Genomic DNA, 20523 nt, shown 5'->3' on the forward strand with positions numbered 1-20523 from the left:
ATTGATCAACTTGTGGAGGTACGCCATGCCAGTGAAACACGACCTGTATCAGGACTTGGGGATGAGCAAGGAAGCTGTTCACGAACGCAGGGCGAGTGACAAGCGTCTGGACTCGTTGCTCACGAAATATGATGTTGCCGACGGCAAGGTGCTGGAAGCCGAGTCGCGCAAAGCTGATGACTCGGAGGTCGAGGTGCTGAAGAAGGAGCGCTTGTTGATCAAAGATCAAATTGTCGAGAAGTTGGGTTAAACATAACCCGTCACCCGTGGCGAGGGAGCTTGCTCTCGCCACAACCAGCCTGTTGCACTCGAATGTGCACATTTGTTCAGAATTGTTTGCAGGACACGCTCAAGCTCACTCCTTATGATGCGCCCCGTCCACCCGGCTCTGGGGCTTTTCGCGGCGCAAGGATTGCGTTGTTGAGCCGGGCGGACACTCTCGAAATTCAGGTGATACGTTGTAGAATCGGTCTGCAGAAAACGCCGCTAAAGACACATATGGTTTTAGCCCAACCGCCATGCAGGCAAGCGCATCACCGATAGCAGGCGCAAATTTGAATCCGTGCCCCGAGCATGCGGATGCGAAATAAGTCGATTTCAACACTTGGGATTCCCCGATCAGAAACGACTCATCAGGACTAAGCGTATAGAAGCAGTTTTTTGCTTGGATAGGCGAACGCTCCAACTTGGGAAAAAGGTCTCCAACCACCTGCGATATCTCGTCTAAATGTCTTTTGTGTACGGGAATATTTTTCCAGTTAGGAGCAGCTGGCGTCTGTTGCCTGTTGTGAAAACCGATTTTTACACCAGGCTCGTTGCTAAGGATGGATGGCACACCGTAGAGGAGGGCTCCATCCTGATGTTCATATAAGAAAATGGGGAACTGATCTGACGAGAAAAGATTACCAAAACCCGTTTTTGGTTTGAACCAAAATACGGGAATCTGACGCGGCTCTATATAGCGTTTGAGCTCCGGCAGGAGGTGAGTGCCAATCCAGGGTCCTGCTGTGACTATTACGGCTTTTGCAGAGTAGGTTCGCCCGCTTCGAGTGCTTAAGCGCATCTCCAAACCGCTGGTTTCCAAGCCTGTAACGCTGTTACCAAATTCGATGATGGCGCCCTGGTGTACAGCCTCGTTGAGCATCCCTAATCTGGCTTCGCAGGCCGATATTGCATAGGCTCCGGGCTCAAATACCGTCTGCGACCCATCCGATACATTGAATGCGGGAAAATGGGACCTGGTTTCTGATTCGCTCCACACAGCATGTTCTATCTCTCCCTTCCTTGCGGTTTCAATGCTCCCTGCTACCACGTGGCTGGACTGATGCCCAACGAAAATCCCCCCTGTGCGAAAAAGCAGCTTTTGCTGTATTAACTTTTCCAATTCCTTCCAGAGCAAATCGGATTGGTTCAATAATGGCAGGTACTTTTCGCCCTCCCAATAAGCGCGACGGAATATGCGAGAGTTTCCATGTGACGACCCGTAGCTGTGAGTGGGGCTCGATGCGTCAATTCCAAGTACTCGAGTGCATTTCGAAGCGACTCTCCACAATGCAGATGCGCCCATGATTCCCAAGCCAATTACGATAACGTCGTAAGTGTTCCTCATGTTTAGAAATCCCCGTTATTCTTTTGGCGAGCGGGTAGGTAGGCTGTCGTAAGCCAGAAGGCAGACTAATACGCCCGTGGTGGAGATGATTAAGGTCAGAGACAAAGTGGGAATATTTTTCCCATTGGTTATCAGGCCAATGGCTAGCAGTGTCAGTGGAAGTATGAACTGCAAAAAACCTGTCAGGGACAACGGAATTTTTCCGGTGGCGAACGAGAACATCAGTAGCGGCGTGACTGACACCGCTCCGGCTAACCAAATAAGCGGAGCTGAGCGATATGACACTTCACTCGGCCATATGATTGGGAAATCGAAGATCCAGACGGCAACTACAATACAACTGCTCAAGAAAACAGTTTCCAGGAACAGGCCGGTCACTGCATTTAAAGGTGTGTATTTTTTTAGGTAGGTGTACACGCCCCATGTTGCAGCGATCAATAGATAAACCCAATGGTTCAGCTTTTCAGTGAACGTTATCAAAAGCAATATCGCGACGAGTGCGATAGCGATAGACAGGGTTTTGATCGCTGAAAATTGCTCATGATAGATCAGGGCTCCCAATGTGATAGGTATGAACGGCGCCAATAAGTAGCCGATTCCGCTTTCCAAAATATATCCGTTGATTGAAGCCGCCATGAATGTGGCCCAATTAACGGCAATAAAAATAGAAGCGGTGCCGTGCAGAGCTATTAGTTTGGCTGTCAGTTGGTTTGCCTGGCCAAGGCGTCGAAAAATTAGAAGAAGTGCACTGAGAATCAAGCAGGACAGGACAATCCTATAGGCAACTAGTGTTGCAGAGGATAGTCCGTCAAGCGCCCTCCAATAAAGAGATGACGCTCCTAGCATTAAATTCGCGAGCGCCGACAATGCGATTGCCGTAAAACGCCTTGTAGAAGGTGCTGGTTGTATAATCATGATTTTTATTTGGGATAGTAGAATTCAACGATTTCGTAAGACCAGAAAATTATGCCGTGTTTGTCGGCGGAATATGCAGCTAAGTCTTGATTTGCCCACTGTTCGAATTCGCTTTTTAAAAGTTTGCTCGTGGCCTGCCAATGATCAGAGTAATAAAGAAGTGGGAGTGTATGGCGTTCCATGAGTCTGTAAGCCAGCGGCGGAGCACCGTGATGCCTTTCCCTGTACCCGTTCAATACATCACGTATTCCCACTAAAGAATTAAGCCCCACAATGGCCGTTCCCGTGGGTGCCAGGTATTTGGGAAGATTATCAAGAAAGCGGGCGATGATTTGCTCTCCGTAGAACATTGCTTCCAGAGGTAACTGTCCCGTCGGCTCGATGATGTCCAAGCGCTGGGTGAGCGACGGTGAGGGAGTTCGCCAGCCAGGCGGGTTAAAGGTGATTGTTTCAAATTGTCTTTCGGGCAGATTGCTGAACAGGTCGCCAATACAAAAAGAAATGGCTGGCTGCTTGAAGTTTATGTGTTCGTGAAGTTTTGCCTGTTCAATGGAGTATGGGGAGATGTCCGTGGCAAAAATGTCTTGAACTCCAAGTTTGCGCGCCAATAGCGCATGGACGCCGCTGCCTGTCCCGACATCCAGGAAGCTGTTGTTTGATCTGCTGGAGCTGAATGAACGTAACAGATAACAGCCGAGCCTCACGCCCGCGAGGCTTACTCTGAAAACGGTGGGCGAATGTATGAAGTCAAGTTGTTGGCCAAGTCCATAATAAATGCTGTAGCTGTCGCTCAGACAATTCGATTTATTAAAATCTAAATAGTGCTGTCCTGCTAGCCCATGATCAATAAGTCCTTGCATATCTATCACCTCTGACCCAGTTCCATCGAGCGAGCGCAGGATATTTTGAGACCTCCTATGATGGCGGCTCGTACCCCGTGCTGATTAAACCAATCAATTGCTCGCTCTGTCGTTCCACCTGCAGTCATCACTTTTTCACATAGATTAATCGCAGGTTCCTTGCGTTGCTCCAAAATTGCCGTGGTTCCGCGTAGCAGCTGGAGAATTATTGAGGTAGCACTTGATTTATCGAAGCCAGCCGAAATAGCATATTCTGTGAGCGCCGCGGCGAAGTAGGCAATGTAAGCGGGGCCGCCGCCAACGAGAGCTGTGGCGCTATCCAGCAAAGCCTCATCTTTTAACTCCAGTAAATTTCCAAGCTTGGCGAGAAGTTGATTAACCACGATATTGCTTGCAGTCGTTGTCTCAGTCGCGGCAATTAAAACGGTCATTCCTTCATTAACGCCGCACGGAAGATTGGGTATAGTTCGATAGATTTGCGAGTTTTTCAAGCGGGCTGTGAGTTCGCGGATACGGATTCCAGCCATAACTGAAATGACGATGCCAGCATACTGTCCGATGCGAGCATTATTTTCCAGGAACCTCAGGAAAGCCTGAGGTGGGATCGCTAGGAAGATAACGTCAGCTATTAAAGGACTTGGTAGTTCTTCCAGCGTTGAAATACCTGCATTTTTGATATCGTTTCGGCGAGTAGCGTCGGGCTCGACGACAGTTATCAGCATGTCTGCACTGGATCGCTTTAAACCAAATGCGATCGCACTGCCCATATGCCCGCCACCGATGATCATGATATTCATTGCTGCTGACATAACTATCCCCTCCGGCGCTATTAAACTGCTGGGTTGGCTAAATATCAGCTTCGTATGGAGTCGGAGTTATATCAAATCATTGGCTTCCTAAAATGGTGTAGGGCGGTTCTGGTGGTTACTGGTTCAGCGAGCCGAGCCGACATCCCCTTTATTCCCGCAGCGTGCTCATGCACTCATCCATCGAACGCTGCTGCGTCTCGCCATACAACTGCAACTCGTCAATCGTGCTCCGGCCCAGCGCCTGCTCAAACTCGGGCTTGTTCGAATTGGCCGCGTAGTGACTCTGCGCCGCATCGCCCAGGTTCGACTGAAAAATCCCCGCCGCGCTCACCGGCAGGAAATCCTCGTACACCAGCGGTTCAACCTCCACATGCCCCGCGCTGATCAGTCCCTCCAGTGTGCGCGGTTGGTCGGACTTGCCGCGGGCCGCCAGGCCTTTTTCAGTGGGGAAATAGCGGAAGTACGCCAAGCCTTGTTCACGCATTTGCGCGTGGTCGTCCGGGAATGCCTGGAAGTGCTGCGCCATTAATTGCTCATAACGTGCGGCGTTGGATTCGTTGGGGAAGGCGCCGAGTTCATCGCGAGCGGCATTCAGCAGTTGGTCGTACAGGGCGCGCCCCTTGGGGGTGAGCGCGACGCCGCGTTGTTCGATTTCGCCGAAGCGTGCGCTGTGGCTGCCCTGGGCATCGGTAAAGCCAATGGGCTCGTCGAGGGCCTTGAAGCTGGTCTGGCGCAGCAGGATCGGGCACTTGCGCCGAGGTGGGCCCTCGATCACGGCTTTGGGGGTGATGCCGTGGCCGGGCATGGCCGCTTGCACCTGGTCGATGTCCAGGGTGCGCGGAGTGAGGTGATTGATGTGCGGGCCTCTGAAGGCCACCACGTCGGCGATCAGGCGATGCTGGTCGCTGAGTTGCCGATACTGCGCGGCCGTGACGGTGGCGGTGGGGTGCCAGCGAAACGTCTCCAGCGCCTGGCGAATGAATGCCTCGGCGTCGGTGGCATCAAGGCCGCCGTGTTTTTCGGCCTGTTCGATCAGCGCCAGCGCGCCGGGGGTGAAGATCGAGCGCTTGGCCAGGGCGGTTTCGGCGAAGCTGCGCAGCGCTGGACTTTCGATCAGCTCCAGGCGCAGCAGCGAGGTGAATACGCGAAACGGGCTGATTTGCAGCGACTGTTCGTGGACGGCGCGAAAGGCCGTGGAATGGACCGGCACGCCAGCCGGTGTCAGGTCGTAATAGCCCACCGGTTGCATGCCCATTACGGCGAACAGGCGGCTGATGGTCGCTAGTTCCGCAGCCGTGCCCAGGCGGATCGCACCGTGGCGCTCCATGTCCAGGCGCTGGGTCTCGCCGGTACGGCGCAGGTGCTCGGCCAGGCCCGGGTTGCTCTCCAGCACCTGTGCGTTGGTCTGGGCCACCAGGGTCATCAGCGCGCCGTACAACGGCACTTCATCCCTGTACATATCGGACATCGCCCGGGAAAAGCCCTTACGGATCTCGTCGGGGCTGACATGTGCGGTACCTGGCATAGAAAAATTCCTGAAGGCTGAGGCGAGGTGTGTGGCTTTTCCTGGATTTTGTTGGGCCACGCCGGTGCGTGCAAACGAAGTTTCCTCTGGACTTCATTCTGCAAATGAATGAGGTGACGGCCCTATGCAGTCTTCATGTGCATCCGGGCGGCATTGGGTTCTACACTGCTGCTCACCAGACCGGCGATGGAGGACTCAATGACGGCCACACCCACACCCCGATTGCTCGACACCCTCGAAGGCCAGCGCCTGGCGACGGGGAATGTGGAGTGCTGGCGCGAGTGGGGGCCGTACCTGAGTGAACGCCAATGGGGCACTGTACGCGAGGACTACAGCGCCGATGGCGACGCCTGGGCCTATTTTCCCCATGAACATGCCCGCAGCCGCGCCTACCGGTGGGGCGAGGATGGCTTGGCCGGTTTCAGCGACAAGGCGCAACGCTGGTGCCTGGGCCTGGCGCTGTGGAACGAACGCGACGCGATCCTCAAGGAGCGTCTGTTTGGCCTCGATAACGCCGAGGGCAACCACGGTGAAGACGTCAAGGAACTGTACTTTTTCGTCGATGGCGTGCCGAGCCATGCCTACATGCGCATGCTCTACAAATACCCCCATGGAGCGTTTCCCTACGCCGACCTGATCGCCGAAAACGCCCGCCGTGGGCTGGCTGACGCTGAGTATGAAATTCTCGATACCGGCGTGTTTGACGATAACCGCTACTGCGACGTCAGCGTTGAGTACGCCAAGCATCAACCCGACGATATTTTCATGCGCATCACCGTGCACAACCGTGCCGAGCAACCCACGCGTCTGCAGGTATTGCCCCAGCTGTGGGCGCGCAATGACTGGAGCTGGACCTTCGGCGCCCCCAAGCCCGGCTTGGCCCTGGACGGTGACCGCGTGCGAGCGCGTCATCATGAGCTGGACGACCGCCATCTCAGCGCCTGGGGCGAGGACGGCGTGGAATGGTTGTTTTGTGAAAACCAGACCAACGTCCCCAGGCTGGATGGGCCAGCGGCGCCGGGGCCGTTCAAGGACGGCATCAACGATTACGTGGTCGGCGGTGTGCAAGGCGCGATTCGCCGAGATACGGGCACCAAAGTGGCGGCGCGGTTCGTCCTGGAACTGGCGGGCGATGAACGCAAAGTCCTGTACCTGCGCTTTGCGCCGGTGGACGCGCCCGAGGTCAACGCGCGCAAGCTGTTCGAACAGCGTCGCCAGGAGGCCGACGACTTCTACGCGGCGCTGCAACAGGGGATCGCCGACGACGATGCACGCAATGTGCAGCGTCAGGCCCTGGCCGGGTTGTTGTGGTCCAAGCAGTTGTACTATTTCGACGTGAACCAGTGGCTCGACGGCGACCCGGCCCAGCCCGCGCCGCCGCCCGAGCGCCTGCATTTGCGCAATACCCATTGGCGGCACCTGTCCAACTTCGACATCCTCTCCATGCCCGACACCTGGGAATATCCGTGGTATGCCTCGTGGGACCAGGGCTTCCAGGCGGTGGCGATGGCGCTGATCGATCCCGGCTACGCCAAGCAACAACTGCTATTGCTGGTGAAGGACCGCTTCATGCACCCCAATGGTCAACTGCCGGCTTATGAGTGGCGCTTCGACGATGCCAACCCGCCCGTGCATGCCTGGGCCAGCTGGCGCGTGTATCAGCAGGACAAGGCGTTGACCGGTGTGGGCGACCTGGACTTTCTGGAGCGGATTTTCCACAAACTGCTGCTGAATTTTTCCTGGTGGGTCAACCGCAAGGACGCCGAGGGCCGCAACCTGTTTCAGGGCGGCTTTCTCGGGCTGGACAATATCGCCCTGTTCGACCGCTCTGCCGCGCTGCCGCCGGGCTATCAGCTGGACCAGGCGGACGGTACGGCGTGGGTGGCCGCCTATGCGCTGGACCTGATGCGCATCGCCCTGGAGCTGGCCAAGCGCAATGGCGTGTACGTGGATATCGCGGTGAAATTCTTCGAGCACTTCCTGTATATCGCCGGCGCCATCAACCGCGTCGACGACAGCGCCGATGGGCTGTGGGATGAGCAGGATCTGTTTTTCTACGACGTGCTGCATCGACCCGATGGCGAGAGCGAACCGGTGCGCCTGCGCTCTATTGTCGGGCTGATGCCGTTGTTCGCGGTGCTGGTGCTGGAGCAGCGCGAGCATGAAGGCCTGGCGGGCTTGCGCGAGCGGCTGTTGGGCTTCATGCACCACCGGCCGGACCTGGCCAGGCTGGTATCGCGCTGGAACGAACCGGGGCAGGGCAATCGGCTGCTACTGGCATTGCTGCGCGGCGAGCGCACCAAGGATTTGCTGCGGCGCATGCTGGATGACGATGAGTTCTTGTCGGCGTTTGGCGTGCGCTCCTTGTCCAAGGCCTTCGCCGAGCAGCCCCTGGCCCTGAAGATGAATGGCGACACTCTGTGCGCCAGTTACCAGCCCGGCGAATCCGATTCACGTTTGTACGGTGGCAACTCCAATTGGCGCGGGCCGTTGTGGATGCCGGTCAACTACATGCTGATTGAGTCGCTGCGCGAATTTCATCGCTATTACGCGGATAACTTTTCGGTGGAATACCCCAAGGGCAGCGGTTATCTGTCATCCCTGGAGGAAGTGGCCGACAGCCTCAGTCAGCGCCTGACCGGGTTGTTTCTAAGGGACGAAAATGGCCTGCGCCCGTCGATGGCGGCGTATGCGCAGTTGGAGGCGGACCCGCTCAGCCGTGACCTGGTGTTGTTCCATGAGTATTTTCATGGGGAGACCGGCAGGGGGTTGGGGGCGTCGCACCAGACGGGGTGGAGTGCGCTGGTGGCGTTGTTGCTGCAACCTAAAAACTAAATGTGGGAGGGGGCTTGCTCCCGATAGCGGTGTCTCAGCCAGCTTACCTGTTACTGATACACCGCTATCGGGAGCAAGCCCCCTCCCACATTGGATCTTCATCAAATTCAGGTTGTGCCTGAATCAGGAAGGAAACAGCTCGCTCAGCTTCATGGCCAGCATCATGTCGCCTTCGGTGCGCAGTTTGCCGCCCATGAAGGCCTGCATGCCGTCGGTAGAGCCGTCGACGATGCCTTCCAGGGTTTCGCTGTCCATTACCAGGGTCACCTGGGCGTCCGGGTTTTCACCTTCCTGCAGTTCGCAGGTCTTGTCTTTGACCACCAGCGAAAAGTTCTTGGTGTCGTCGATACGGAAACCGAATACCAGGTCCAGGCCTTCAGCAGCGGCTGGGTTGAATTTGGCTTTCATTGCTTCTACGGCTTTAGCTACGTCAGTCATGGTTTCGATCCTTTAGGGTAGAGTCCAGTGACCTTTGGGTCACGGTTGGCCGCACTTCATCGGAAAGTGATGAACTGCGGCGCCTTCAACAGGTGCAAGTGGGTATGACTGTTGAAGGAAGCCAGTGCCACCTCGCGACCACGGAATTTCAGTTGATTGAGCGAGGTGTTGACAATTTGCCAGTTCAGTTCGAATGCCTGGGCGGCCGGCATACGGGTAATCAGGTGGAGCAGGGCGGTGATGGTGCCGCCGGAGGTGAATACCGCGATCTTGTGCGAGTTGTCGGCCGCTTCAAGGATGCGCTGCAAGCCGCCCTGGACACGTTCGACAAACCCCAGCCAGCTTTCCAGCCCCGGTGGGTCGTAGGTGCCGGCCAGCCATCGCTCGATGATCAGGGCGAAGATGCGCTGGAACTCGCTGCGGTTCTGCGCACCATTGCGCAGGATGTGCACGGCGTCGGGTTCGGCGCCTAGCAGGTCGGGGAGCAGGCCGCGAATAATCGCCTCGCCGTCGAATTCGTTGAACGCGCTGTCGATTTCCAGCGGCGGAACGGGCAGGCCGAGGGCGCTGTATTGATCGAATGTGGCGGTGGCGGTGTGCTGCTGGCGGCGCAGGTCACCCGACAGGCAGCGATCGAACGTCAGCCCCAGGTCGGCCAGGTGGCGACCGAGTACCTGGGCTTGTTCCACGCCGACGGGCGACAAGACGTCATAGTCGTCTGCACCGAAGGAGGCCTGGCCATGTCGAATCAGATAGATGCTGCCCACGTCCGTTTTCCCGGTACGTTGAAAGTCTGGCGAGGTTATGAGGATGCCCGCGAGCTGTCAATGAAAAAACATACGCTTGTTTTAAAAGCCTGTTAGAGGTGCGCTGGTGGCGGTTTGGGCACTGGTCCGCGGGCATTGGCGCCGGTATGCTGGGCCATCCGCGCCTGGCGCAGTGCATTCTTAAGGAGACATATGGATTTTTTGGCCGAATATGCGAGCTTTCTGGCGAAGACCGTCACCCTGGTGGTCGCTATTCTGGTGGTGCTGATCAGCTTCGCGGCGCTGCGCAGCAAAGGGCGTCGCAAATCCGCTGGCCAGTTGCAGGTCAGCAAGCTGAACGATTTCTACAAGGGCTTGCGCGAGCGCCTGGAATCGAGCCTGCTCGACAAGGACCAGCTCAAGGCCCTGCGCAAATCCGAAAGCAAAGCCGAAAAAAAGCACGGCAAGAAGAAGCCCGAGCCTAAAGCGCGGGTATTCGTGCTGGATTTCGACGGTGACATCAAGGCCTCCGCCACTGAAAGCCTGCGCCACGAAATCACCGCACTGCTGAGCCTGGCCACGCCCAAGGACGAAGTGGTGCTGCGCCTGGAAAGCGGCGGCGGCATGGTGCACAGCTACGGCCTGGCCTCTTCCCAACTGGCGCGTATTCGTCAAGCGGGCGTGCCATTGACCGTGTGCATCGACAAGGTCGCGGCCAGCGGCGGCTATATGATGGCGTGCATCGGCGAGAAGATCATCAGCGCCCCGTTCGCGATCCTCGGTTCCATCGGCGTGGTCGCGCAGTTGCCCAACGTCAACCGCCTGCTGAAAAAGCATGATATCGACTTCGAAGTGCTCACCGCCGGCGAATACAAACGCACGCTGACGGTGTTTGGCGAAAACACCGAGAAAGGGCGCGAGAAATTTCAGGAAGACCTGGACATCACGCACCAATTGTTCAAGAACTTCGTCTCGCGTTATCGCCCGCAGTTGGCGATTGACGAGGTAGCCACCGGAGAAGTGTGGCTGGGTGTTGCCGCCCTCGACAAGCAACTGGTCGACGAACTGCAGACCAGCGACGAATACCTGGCCACCAAGGCCAAGACCGCCGAAGTGTTCCATCTGCACTACGCCGAGCGTAAAAGCCTGCAGGAGCGGGTAGGGCTGGCGGCCAGTGGTTCGGTGGACCGGGTGTTACTGACCTGGTGGAGCCGGCTGACTCAGCAACGGTTCTGGTAACCCGAGACCGCAAACACCGACTCGATCGCTCCCACGCTCTGCGTGGGCGTGCATCCCGTGACGCTCTGCGTCACCCTCGCGCAGGCGGGACGCGGAGCGTCCAGGGCTGTATTCCCACGCGGAGCGTAGGAACGATCACCGGTCAGTTCAAGCGAGGCTGGATGGAATCCGCCAGCCGCGTGAGGATCAGGCAGCACGACACCGCCCCAGCATCCAGCGCCCCGAGCGAGCGTTCACCCAGGCGGCTGGCCCTGCCGATCTTCGCTACCAGGTCCCTTGTCGAATCACGCCCCTGGGAAGCAGCGCTTTTCATCGTCTCCAGCGCCGCGTTGAACGAAGCCCCATTGGCATGCGCTCGCTCAAAGGCTTGCACCGCCGGAATCAGGGTGTCCATCAAACACTTGTCACCCACCCCCGCCTCGGTAATGTCCTGCAACGACGTCAGGCCGCCGCGCAGCAAGCGGGCGAAGGTGGCGGCGTCGATGTCTTCACTGCCGCGCACTTCGTCGGCCATGCCGATAAACAGGCTGCCATACAACGGGCCCATCGAACCGCCGATGCCCTCCATCAGGCTCAGGGTCAGTTCGTCCAGGGCTTCGGCCAGGGTCAGTTGGCGACCTTCAAGCGCGCGCCCGCAGTGGGCAAAACCCTTGGCCATGTTGATGCCGTGGTCACCGTCGCCAATCGCACCGTCGATTTCGCTGAGGTAGTCACGGTTGGCCACGATCACGCTGACCAGGTCGGCGACGATGGCGCTGCCGTCGTGGCTGGAAAAATGCTCACTCATGGTTCACTCCGCCTGGGTCATGCCGATGGAACAGCAGGGTTGGTCGATCAGGGTTTTCAGCTCCGCGTCCAGGCCGAGCAGGGTCAGGGTCACGCCCATCATTTCCAGGGAGGTGAAGTAGTTGCCGACATAGCAGCGGTGAATCTTCAAACCCTTGGCCGTGAGCTGGCGTTCCACCTCGGCATAGAACACGTATAGCTCCATCACCGGCGTGGCGCCGAGACCGGAGACCAGCACCACCACGCTGTCGTCCTGGCTGAAATCGCGGTCTGCGAGGATGGGGGCGAGCATGCGCTCGGCCATGGCCGCGGCGGACTCGATGGGGATCACTTCGATGCCCGGTTCGCCGTGATGGCCGATGCCCAGTTCCATCTGGCCGTCGGGGATCTGGAAGTTCGGCTTGCCCACTGCAGCGATGGTGCAAGGCGTGAGGCCGATGCCGATCGAGCGACAGTGGTTGACGGCTTTTTGCGCGACGCGAATCACACCGTCCAGGTCGTAATGCTGGGCGGCGGCGGCACCGCCGATCTTCCACATGAAGATTTCCCCGGCCACGCCGCGCCGCTTGGCGATATCCGCCTGGGGCGCGGAGGCGACGTCGTCGTTGGCGACCACGGTGCGAATACGCATGTCTTTACTGGCGGCCATTTTCATCGCCAGCTTCACATTCATGTTGTCACCCGCGTAGTTGCCGTACAGGCAAGCCACGCCCGCGCCATGGTCGGCGGCGCGGAAGGCGTCGAAAAAGCTCTTGGCGGTGGGCGAGGAGAAAATCTCACCGACCGCCACCGCATCCACCAGGCCCGGGCCGACGTAGCCGAGAAAGGCCGGTTCATGCCCGGAACCACCGCCGGTGACGATGCCGACACGGCCCTGGGCCGAGGGTTTGGCCTTGACGATGACCCGTGGGTTGGCTTCGTACTGGCGCAGTTCAGGGTGCGCGACCAGGACGCCACGCAGCATGTCTTCGACCACTTGGTCCGGATCGTTGATGACTCGATTCATAACGCGGGTTCCTGTTTTTATTGGTTCACCGCTATCCAGTGTGGGAGGGGGCTTGCTCCCGATAGCGGTGTGTCAGCCAACTAATTTGTCACTGTTGCACAGCCATCGGGGGCAAGCCCCCTCCCACATTTGGATTTGTGGTGTGCTTAGGGCTCAAGTACCACCTTCAGCGACTTGTCGCCACGCTCCATCACCGCAAACGCTTCCTTGAAATCCGCCAGCGCAAACTTATGGGTTACCACATCGCGCATGTCGATCTTGCGGCTGCCGATAAAGTCGATGGCGCGCGGGTACATATACGGGCCCAGGTGCGAGCCGAGAATATCCAGCTCCTTGCGGTCGCCGATGATCGACCAATCCACCGTGGCTTCATCATTGAACACGCTGAATTCAACGAAACGTCCCAATTTGCGCAGCATCGCCAGGCCCTGGTTCACTGCCTTGTGGTGCCCGGTGGCTTCGATATAGATGTCGCAGCCGTAGCCATCGGTGATCGCGCGGATTTTCGCCAGCACGTCGACTTCGGCCGGGTTCCACACTTCGACGGCGCCCATGCGCAGGGCCAGGGCGGCGCGTTCGGGTTTCATGTCCAGCACGATGAGTTTTTTCGGGTTGCGCAGACGCACCGCGCCGATGATGCCCAGGCCCAGGGTACCGGCGCCGGCGACCACTACAATGTCGTCGTGGTCGACATCGGCGCGTTCCGCCGCGTGCAGCGAGCAGGCCAGGGGTTCGATCAGGATCGCTTCATCCGGGGCGATGGATTCCGGCACTTTATGGATGATGCCTTCCTTGGTGAAAATCATGTACTGGGCCATGGCGCCCTGCACATTGTTCTGGAAGCCGTAGAGGTCATGCTTCTGGCACATCCAGTATTGGCCGTGGTTGCAGAACCGGCAGCCCCAGCACGGCACGATCTGCTCGGAAATCACCCGCTCACCGACTGCCACGCCGCGTTTTTCCGCGCCAGGGCCAAGGGCAACCACGCGGCACACGAACTCATGCCCGGGGATCATCGGCGGTTTCACGTAGCGCGGTTGCTCGGCATCGCCCCAGAACGACGGTGCGCCGCGATAGGTCTTGATGTCGCCCATGCAGATGCCGCACAGCTCGACCTTGGTGAGAATTTCATCAGGCCCTGGTGTGGGTACGTCGACGGTTTCCAGGCGATAGTCTTCCGGGCCATGGCACACCACGGCCTGCATGGTTTTCGGGATGACCGGGGCCAAGTGTTCAGCGCTGCGTTCGGTAATGGTGGACATGACAAAACCTCACATAAAGATGAATTACTGAATGCTGTAGCCGCCGTCGATCAGCATGTTCGCGCCAGTGATCATCTGCGCGGCATCGCTGAGCAGGTAGAGTGCCAGCGCGGCGATCTCCTCGGGCTGGGCGAAACGTCCCGCCGGGATCTGCGCCTTGGCCCGTTCGCCCACTGCGCCGGCCCAGGCTTGCTTGCCCAGGGCGGTCTCGACGATGGTCGGGGAGATGGCGTTGACGTTGATCTGCGGCGCCCATTCCATGGCCAATACCTTGGTCATGCCGACGATGGCGGCCTTGCTCGCGCAATAGGCGACGTGGCGGTCCAGGCCGATCACGGCAGCCTGGGAGGCGAGGTTGACGATGCGCCCGCTGCCCTGGGCCAGCATGTGGCGGGCGCAGGCCTGGGCCACGAAAAAGCTGGCCTTGAGGTTGATATCCAGGGTGGTGTCCCAGGCGCTTTCGCTGACCTCGACGGCCTTGTCCAGCAACACCACGCCGGCGCTGTTGACCAGGTAATCCAGGCGTTGGAACTGTTCGAAAACCTGATCGATGGTGGGTTGTATCTGGCCGATCTGGCCGAGGTCGACGGCAATGCCCAAGTGCCCGGCACCGAGACGCGCGGCCACCTCGACCACTGCCGGGTCGCGGTCCAGCAGCGCCACGCGGGCACCGCGTTCCACCAGCAGGTTGGCGCAGGCCAGGCCGATGCCGGCGGCGCCCCCGGTGATCACGGCGCAACGGCCGCTGAGGTCGAAGGCTTGATTCCAGAAACCTGACATGAATGACTCCTCTTTCAATAACGCTCGATCATTCCCACGCTCTGCGTGGGAATGCCGCCTGGGACGCTCTGCGTCCTGATGATGGATGACGCGGAGCGTCATGGGATGCATTCCCACGCGGAGCGTGGGAACGATCTATAACTACTTACCGCCACTGACCTGCTTGTACAGCGCATCGGCATTGGCATTCGTCACCGGCACCCATGGCAGGATGTAGTTCTTGGCCGTGCCATCCCCCCATTTCACGTCGTTGCCGTAGCGCGCCCAGATCACCGATTGCGGCTTGTAGTCCTTGCCGGCCAATGCGCGCAACGCCACGTCCAGCGCACCCTGGGACTGGGCCTGGGCGTCCTGGAGAAAGGTGGTGACTTCGTCTTTTTTCGCCGCCTGGATCGCATCCGGCATGCCGTCGATGGAGGTGACGGGCACGTCCTTGGAGGTCAGCCCATGGGACTTCAACGCCTGTACCGCACCGAGGGCCATGTCGTCGTTCTGGGCGATGACGCCATTGATGCCTTTGGGATGGGCGTTCAGCCAGTCTTCGGTGAGGGTCAGCGCCTGGGCGCGGTCCCAGTTGGCGGTTTTTTTCTCGATGATCTTGATGTCCGGGTGTTTGCCCAGCACTTCCAGTTCGCCCTTTTCCCGGTCGATCTGTGCCGACTGGCCAATCGGGCCCTGGATGATCACCACGTTGCCCTTGCCATTGAGCTTGTCGACCATGGCCTGGGCCTGCAGGCGGCCGCCTCCGACATCGTCGTTACCCACATACGGCACGTTGGCATCGGCTACTTTCGTATTGGAGGCGATGACCACCACGTCGTTGCTCATGGCGGCTTTCACCGTGCCGACGCCGGCCTTGGTATCGATGGGTACGAACAGGATGGCGTCGTAGCGCTGGGTCACCATGTTTTCGATCTGGTTGTTCTGCGTCAGCGCGTCGTAGTTGCCGTCGAACACGGTCAATTGCACGGTGCCGTCCTTGACCGCAGGGTGTTCCTTGAGCTCGCGGACCCAGTTCTGCATGAACTGGCCCTTGAGGCCGTAGACGGCGGCGCCGATCTTGTAGGTCTTGCCATCGGCGGCCAGGGCGATGCTGCTGGCCAGCAGGGTAAAGGTCGCCGCAGCGGCCAAGGTTGTACCCAGTTTCATAAGTAGAACTCCGGTTATTGTTGTGGGTCGTTCTCTAGCGTTTTTTCTTGCGCCACACGTCGATCAGTACCGCAAACACGATGATCAGGCCCTTGGCGACCTGCTGGTAATAGGAGGACACGCCGAGCAGGTTCAGCCCGTTGTTGATCACGCCGATCAACAGCGCGCCAAACAATGTGCCGACGATGCTGCCGGTGCCGCCCGACAGGCTGGTACCCCCAATCACCACGGCGGCAATCGCATCCAGCTCATAGGAAACCCCGGCCTGGGGCAGGGCGGAGGTGGTGCGCGCCGACAGCACCACGCCGGCCAGGCCCGCCAGCAGGCCCGACACCACATACACCGAGAACATCACCTTGCGCACACCGATACCGGAGGTGCGCGCGCTTTTTTCATTGCCGCCCACCGCGTACACATAGCGCCCGTACGTGGTGTAGCGCAGCACCATCCAGAAGATCAGTGCGACCACTGCGAAGATGATGATCGGCACGCCAATCGGGCCGATCTTGCCGATGCCCAGCGCCAGGTAGGCGTCGGGCAGGTCGGTGATCGGGCTGCCGTCGTTGAGGATGAAGGTCATACCGCGGGCAATGCTGAGCATGCCGAGGGTGGCCACGAACGGCGGGATCGACAGGTTGGCAACCATGAAGCCGTTGACCACGCCGAGCATCGCCCCAGCGAACATCCCCGCGCTGACCGCCGCCAGCAGGCCATAGCCCTGGGTCGCGACCATGGCGCTGCACAGCCCGGCAAACGCCAGGATCGAGCCCACCGAGAGGTCAATGCCCTTGGTCAGGATCACATAGGTCATGCCCACGGCAAGGATGCCGTTGATGGAGGTCTGGCGCAGGATGTCCATCCAATTGCGCCAGGTCATGAAGTACTCGCTGGAAAACGCCATCACCACGCACAGCAAGATAAACACCAGCGGCAGGCCGAAGCGGTCGAGGGACAGGCGCAGGCGGTTGCGCGGTGCGGCGGTAACGGGCGCAACAATCGTTTTGGCATTCATGAGGCAAGACTCAACAAGGCTTCCTGGGAAAGGGCGGTGTCGCTGCTGATGGTCACCAGCCGGCCGCCCTTGAATACAGCGATGCGATCGCTCAGGTGCAGCAGCTCCGGGGCTTCCGACGACACCACGATGGCCGCGCCCCCGGCGCGTACGAACTGGTCGAGCAAGTGGTAGATCTCTTGCTTGGCGCCTTCGTCGATGCCCCGGGTCGGTTCATCGCAGAGCAGGCAGATCGGTTCGGTGGACAAGCATTTGGCGAGCACCACTTTCTGCTGGTTGCCGCCGCTCATGGAGGCCACCGGCAAGTCCAGGGAGCTGGTCTTGATCTGCAGGCGCTTGACCATGTTTTCAGCCAATTGGGTTTCCTTGCGTGCATTGATCAGCGACCAGCTCGACAAGCGCTTGTAGGCCGACAGCGCAATGTTGGAAAGAATGCTGCCGGTCAGTACCAGGCCGCTGTCCTTGCGATCTTCGGTGACCAGCGACATGCCGGCGTTGATGGTCGCCTTGGGCAGCCCGACAGGCATGGGCTTGCCTTGCAGGGTGACGCTGCCGGAGTCCGGTGTGGTCAGGCCGTAGATGCAATTGAGGAATTCGCTGCGCCCCGACCCCATCAGGCCGTAGATGCCGAGGATTTCGCCCTGGCGCAGTTGCAGGCTGATGTCGTGAAATTCGCCGTTGCGGCTCAGGTTGTCGACTTGCAGGCAGGTGGCGGCGGCGCACTCACGGCCGACCTTGTGGTCGATCCGCGTCAGCTCCTGGCCGACGATGCCGCGCACCAGGTGGTTGCGATCGATATCGGCCATGCGCCCGCTTTCCACAAAGGCGCCATCGCGAAAGATGCTGTAGTCGTCGGCGATCTGCGCCAACTCGCTCAGGCGATGCGACACGTACACAATGCCCGCGCCGCGTGCAGTGAGGCGGCGAATCGCCTTGAACAGGGTTTCTGCCTCGCGCTCGCCGATGGCCGAGGTGGGTTCGTCCATGATCATCACCTGGCAGTCATGGCTGAACGCCTTGGCGATTTCCACCAGTTGGATCTGCGCCACGCTGAGGCGGTGCATGGGGCTGGTGGGGTCGACGTCGAACTCCAGGCCTTCGAGCAGCTCGCGGGTGCGGCGGTTGAGCGCCTTGCTGTCGACAATGCAGCCGGCGCGGCGCGGTTCGCGGCCCAGCCAGATATTTTCGGCGACGCTCATGTAGGGAATGGGTTCCAGCTCTTGGGTGATCATCGCGATCCCCGCCGCCAAGGCTTCGCTCGGGCGGTTGAACTGCACGGCAACGCCATTGAGCAGGAAGCTGCCGGCGTCGCGCGGGGTGATGCCCATCAGGATGCTCAGGAAGGTCGACTTGCCGGCGCCGTTGCCGCCACACAGGGCATGCACGCTGCCGGCCCGCAGAGAGAGGCGCCCGTCACGCAGGGCAGGGACCCCGGCGTAAGCCTTGGCGACGTGTTCAGCCTGGAGCAGTAATGGCGTGGCCATCGGCGTGTCCTCGTGCTGTGAATTCTTATTAGGTCGCACAGTCATGTTTCGCTGTGAGCATATGTGTACCAAATGAAATTCTGATCAGTCAATCTCTTTCACTTGAAAGCGATGATTCTCATCTGGCGTGGCGATATTGGCTTTTAATGCCGTATTAGCGGGAGCTCTGATAAAAACGAGCTTGACAGATCAGCCCGTATGCCCGAGAAATGCCTGAGCGAAATTTCATTGAGTGATCATATGATCAGTCGTAAGTACGATGACGGCAGCGGAGCCAGACGCCATGAACACACCTTTCCCGGTGGCTATCGGATGCGATGAAGCGGGCTTTGAGCTCAAGGAATTGTTGAAGCGGCATATCGAAGCGCTGGGTTACCCGGTGACCGATTTCGGCACGCATTCCACCGCGCCGGTGCTGTACCCGGACATTGCCCTGGCCGTAGCCAATGCCATCACCGCCGGGCAGCAGCGTCTCGGCGTGCTGGTTTGTGGCACCGGGATCGGCATGGCTATTTCCGCCAACAAAGTGTTCGGCATTCGTGCGGCCCAGGCCCACGACACCTACTCGGCCGAGCGTGCGCGCAAGAGCAACGATGCGCAGATCCTATCCATCGGCGCGCGGGTCATCGGCATTGAACTGGCCAAGAGCGTCGTCACCGCGTTCCTGGCCTCGGAGTTTGAGGCTGCGCGCTCGGGGGCCAAGGTTGCGCGCATCAATGCGATCGAGCGCGATGGGCATCAATAGTGGACGGCGCGGGGCAAGAGTCGGGAGAATGCGCCTTTGACGCCGAAACGGAAGCCCGTCCCCATGAGTGACAGTAGCCAGCGCATGGCCAGCGATATCGATCAGATGACCGAAGTGGCGATGCTCTATTACCTCGAGAACGTCACTCAGGAGGCCATCGCCAAGCGCTTCGACCTGTCGCGGGCCAAGGTCAGCCGCTTGCTCAAGCGTGCACGCGATGAAGGCATTGTCGAGGTGCGGGTGTTGCAGCACCCGGCGATGAACAACGAGCTGGAGCGGGCGCTGGTCGAGCGCTTCAAGCTGGATCGCGCGTTGATCGCGGTCGATCACAGCGACCCGGACACCCAGCGCTCGGCCGTCGCCAGCCTGGTGGCCAATTACCTGAATAAAACCCTGGGCGACGGCATGATCGTCGCGGTGGGCATGGGGCGTAACGTCGGCGCGGTGGCTGATAACGTTTTTCTGCCGGTGACGCGCAACTGCACGTTTGTCTGCGCCATCGGCGGTTCGCTCAAGGCCGGCGAGTACATGAACCCCGACCATATCTGCCGGCGCCTGGCCCTGCGCTTTGGCGGTGAAAGTGAAAGCCTGTACGCCCCGGCGCTGGTGGCCAACCCGGAACTGCGCGGTGTGTTGATCAACAACGACACGGTGCGCTCCACCCTGGACCGCGCGCGCCGCGCCGATATTGCCTTGATCGGCATTGGCGACATGAGCGAAAACAGCAACATGGTGCGCATGGGCTGGTTCTCGCCCCAGGAAATCGCCCAGGCACGCTTGTCCGGCACGGTGGGCGACATGATGGGTTACGACTTTATCGATATCCACGGTCAACCGGCGGTCAACGCCATCCAGGGGCGGGTCATCGGCCTGACGGTGCAGGAACTGTTCCGCATCCCGGACGTGGTGGCGATTGCCAGTGAGAACACCAAGGCGGCGGCGACCCTGGGGGCATTGCGGTCGGGGGTGATCAATACCCTGGCAACGACCGTCACCAATGCCCACACCATCCTCGCGCTGGACGACGCCACCCGAAAATCCTGACACGCCGCAGATCAAAATGTGGGAGGGGGCTTGCCCCCGATTGATCGTTCCCACGCTCCGCGTGGTAACCCCGCTCGGGACGCTCCGCGTCCCGCCAACGTCCGGTGACGCAGAGCGCCACGGGCTGCATTCCCACGCGGGAGCGTGGGCACGATCTTGACAGATGCGCTCACTGGCACACCGCCATCGGGAGCAAGCCCCCTCCCACATGGGTTTTGTGTGAGTTTTTAGGACAGGTTTTGTAATAGTTTTGCGTTGTAGGCAAATCGTATTTGGGCT

At 59.3% G+C, this 20523-nt stretch carries 19 protein-coding genes; 5 read left to right on the plus strand and 14 right to left on the minus strand.

Translation table 11 applies throughout. The features are described 5' to 3' along the window. Positions 1-25: 25 nt before the first annotated feature. Positions 26-250, plus strand: a complete 225-nt coding sequence (locus C4J91_RS12380) for a YdcH family protein (RefSeq protein WP_124362585.1) — start codon at positions 26-28, stop codon at positions 248-250. Positions 251-355: 105 nt separating this feature from the next. Here the strand turns inward: C4J91_RS12380 and solA are convergent, their stop codons facing one another. From solA to C4J91_RS12405, 5 genes are all read right to left on the minus strand, one after another. Further along, positions 356-1609, minus strand: coding sequence for an N-methyl-L-tryptophan oxidase (gene solA / locus C4J91_RS12385; RefSeq protein ID WP_124362586.1), 1254 nt, complete (start codon positions 1607-1609; stop codon positions 356-358). Between the two features lie 15 nt (positions 1610-1624). Continuing rightward, positions 1625-2368: a hypothetical protein gene (locus tag C4J91_RS12390; RefSeq protein ID WP_124362587.1), complete on the minus strand. Its 744-nt coding sequence runs from the start codon at positions 2366-2368 to the stop codon at positions 1625-1627. Positions 2369-2529: 161 nt separating this feature from the next. Then, the gene (locus C4J91_RS12395) at positions 2530-3384 is read right to left on the minus strand and encodes a 50S ribosomal protein L11 methyltransferase (protein WP_124362588.1); all 855 of its coding nucleotides are present in this window, start codon (positions 3382-3384) and stop codon (positions 2530-2532) included. A gap of 5 nt (positions 3385-3389) precedes the next feature. Further along, complete coding sequence (locus tag C4J91_RS12400; RefSeq protein ID WP_124362589.1) at positions 3390-4193, minus strand: pyrroline-5-carboxylate reductase; 804 nt, start codon at positions 4191-4193, stop codon at positions 3390-3392. A 148-nt stretch (positions 4194-4341) separates the two neighbouring features. Further along, positions 4342-5718, minus strand: coding sequence for a VOC family protein (locus C4J91_RS12405; RefSeq protein ID WP_124362590.1), 1377 nt, complete (start codon positions 5716-5718; stop codon positions 4342-4344). Positions 5719-5916: 198 nt separating this feature from the next. Here C4J91_RS12405 and C4J91_RS12410 point away from each other — a divergent pair, with 198 nt between their 5' ends. After that, positions 5917-8553, plus strand: a complete 2637-nt coding sequence (locus C4J91_RS12410; protein ID WP_124362591.1) for a glucosidase — start codon at positions 5917-5919, stop codon at positions 8551-8553. Between the two features lie 123 nt (positions 8554-8676). Here C4J91_RS12410 and C4J91_RS12415 read toward each other — a convergent pair whose 3' ends face one another. Next, positions 8677-8991, minus strand: coding sequence for an SCP2 sterol-binding domain-containing protein (locus tag C4J91_RS12415; RefSeq protein ID WP_124362592.1), 315 nt, complete (start codon positions 8989-8991; stop codon positions 8677-8679). A 56-nt stretch (positions 8992-9047) separates the two neighbouring features. Then, positions 9048-9758: a histidine phosphatase family protein gene (locus tag C4J91_RS12420; RefSeq protein WP_124362593.1), complete on the minus strand. Its 711-nt coding sequence runs from the start codon at positions 9756-9758 to the stop codon at positions 9048-9050. Positions 9759-9950: 192 nt separating this feature from the next. Between C4J91_RS12420 and sohB the strand changes: the two genes are divergently transcribed. Then, the gene (gene sohB, locus C4J91_RS12425) at positions 9951-10976 is read left to right on the plus strand and encodes a protease SohB (protein ID WP_124362594.1); all 1026 of its coding nucleotides are present in this window, start codon (positions 9951-9953) and stop codon (positions 10974-10976) included. Positions 10977-11118: 142 nt separating this feature from the next. Here sohB and dhaL read toward each other — a convergent pair whose 3' ends face one another. From dhaL to C4J91_RS12460, 7 genes are all read right to left on the minus strand, one after another. Then, positions 11119-11763 (minus strand): dihydroxyacetone kinase subunit DhaL, encoded by a 645-nt coding sequence (gene dhaL / locus C4J91_RS12430; protein WP_124362595.1) that lies wholly within the window; start codon positions 11761-11763, stop codon positions 11119-11121. 3 nt (positions 11764-11766) lie between these two features. Next, entirely contained in the window at positions 11767-12768 is a 1002-nt protein-coding gene (locus C4J91_RS12435; RefSeq protein WP_124362596.1) for a dihydroxyacetone kinase subunit DhaK, read from the minus strand. A gap of 146 nt (positions 12769-12914) precedes the next feature. Further along, a complete protein-coding gene (locus C4J91_RS12440; RefSeq protein ID WP_124362597.1) occupies positions 12915-14030 on the minus strand; it encodes an alcohol dehydrogenase catalytic domain-containing protein in 1116 nt (371 codons plus the stop codon). A 24-nt stretch (positions 14031-14054) separates the two neighbouring features. Continuing rightward, a complete protein-coding gene (locus C4J91_RS12445) occupies positions 14055-14810 on the minus strand; it encodes an SDR family oxidoreductase (protein ID WP_124362598.1) in 756 nt (251 codons plus the stop codon). A gap of 141 nt (positions 14811-14951) precedes the next feature. Continuing rightward, positions 14952-15959, minus strand: coding sequence for a substrate-binding domain-containing protein (locus tag C4J91_RS12450; RefSeq protein WP_124362599.1), 1008 nt, complete (start codon positions 15957-15959; stop codon positions 14952-14954). 34 nt (positions 15960-15993) lie between these two features. After that, positions 15994-16971, minus strand: a complete 978-nt coding sequence (locus C4J91_RS12455; RefSeq protein ID WP_124362600.1) for an ABC transporter permease — start codon at positions 16969-16971, stop codon at positions 15994-15996. Continuing rightward, positions 16968-18455, minus strand: a complete 1488-nt coding sequence (locus C4J91_RS12460; protein WP_124362601.1) for a sugar ABC transporter ATP-binding protein — start codon at positions 18453-18455, stop codon at positions 16968-16970. Before C4J91_RS12460 ends, C4J91_RS12455 begins: the two co-directional genes overlap by 4 nt. A 283-nt stretch (positions 18456-18738) precedes the next feature. On the opposite strand from C4J91_RS12460, the gene rpiB reads away from it, so the two are divergent. Next, positions 18739-19200, plus strand: a complete 462-nt coding sequence (rpiB, locus tag C4J91_RS12465) for a ribose 5-phosphate isomerase B (protein ID WP_124362602.1) — start codon at positions 18739-18741, stop codon at positions 19198-19200. A 63-nt stretch (positions 19201-19263) separates the two neighbouring features. After that, positions 19264-20244 carry a sugar-binding transcriptional regulator gene (locus C4J91_RS12470; RefSeq protein WP_124362603.1) on the plus strand — a complete coding sequence of 327 codons (981 nt, stop codon included), beginning with the start codon at positions 19264-19266 and terminating at the stop codon, positions 20242-20244. Positions 20245-20523 lie beyond the last annotated feature (279 nt).

The sequence above is a fragment of the Pseudomonas sp. R3-52-08 genome (assembly GCF_003851745.1).
Lineage (GTDB): Bacteria > Pseudomonadota > Gammaproteobacteria > Pseudomonadales > Pseudomonadaceae > Aquipseudomonas.

Bases quoted from the DNA above. Each gene is read 5' to 3' on its own strand.
- C4J91_RS12380 (WP_124362585.1), top strand. From the start codon at position 26: ATGCCAGTGAAACACGACCTGTATCAGGACTTGGGGATGAGCAAGGAA.
- solA (WP_124362586.1), bottom strand. From the start codon at position 1,609: ATGAGGAACACTTACGACGTTATCGTAATTGGCTTGGGAATCATGGGC.
- C4J91_RS12395 (WP_124362588.1), bottom strand. From the start codon at position 3,384: ATGCAAGGACTTATTGATCATGGGCTAGCAGGACAGCACTATTTAGAT.
- C4J91_RS12400 (WP_124362589.1), bottom strand. From the start codon at position 4,193: ATGTCAGCAGCAATGAATATCATGATCATCGGTGGCGGGCATATGGGC.
- C4J91_RS12405 (WP_124362590.1), bottom strand. From the start codon at position 5,718: ATGCCAGGTACCGCACATGTCAGCCCCGACGAGATCCGTAAGGGCTTT.
- C4J91_RS12410 (WP_124362591.1), top strand. From the start codon at position 5,917: ATGACGGCCACACCCACACCCCGATTGCTCGACACCCTCGAAGGCCAG.
- C4J91_RS12415 (WP_124362592.1), bottom strand. From the start codon at position 8,991: ATGACTGACGTAGCTAAAGCCGTAGAAGCAATGAAAGCCAAATTCAAC.
- sohB (WP_124362594.1), top strand. From the start codon at position 9,951: ATGGATTTTTTGGCCGAATATGCGAGCTTTCTGGCGAAGACCGTCACC.
- dhaL (WP_124362595.1), bottom strand. From the start codon at position 11,763: ATGAGTGAGCATTTTTCCAGCCACGACGGCAGCGCCATCGTCGCCGAC.
- C4J91_RS12435 (WP_124362596.1), bottom strand. From the start codon at position 12,768: ATGAATCGAGTCATCAACGATCCGGACCAAGTGGTCGAAGACATGCTG.
- C4J91_RS12440 (WP_124362597.1), bottom strand. From the start codon at position 14,030: ATGTCCACCATTACCGAACGCAGCGCTGAACACTTGGCCCCGGTCATC.
- C4J91_RS12445 (WP_124362598.1), bottom strand. From the start codon at position 14,810: ATGTCAGGTTTCTGGAATCAAGCCTTCGACCTCAGCGGCCGTTGCGCC.
- C4J91_RS12450 (WP_124362599.1), bottom strand. From the start codon at position 15,959: ATGAAACTGGGTACAACCTTGGCCGCTGCGGCGACCTTTACCCTGCTG.
- C4J91_RS12455 (WP_124362600.1), bottom strand. From the start codon at position 16,971: ATGAATGCCAAAACGATTGTTGCGCCCGTTACCGCCGCACCGCGCAAC.
- C4J91_RS12460 (WP_124362601.1), bottom strand. From the start codon at position 18,455: ATGGCCACGCCATTACTGCTCCAGGCTGAACACGTCGCCAAGGCTTAC.
- rpiB (WP_124362602.1), top strand. From the start codon at position 18,739: ATGAACACACCTTTCCCGGTGGCTATCGGATGCGATGAAGCGGGCTTT.
- C4J91_RS12470 (WP_124362603.1), top strand. From the start codon at position 19,264: ATGAGTGACAGTAGCCAGCGCATGGCCAGCGATATCGATCAGATGACC.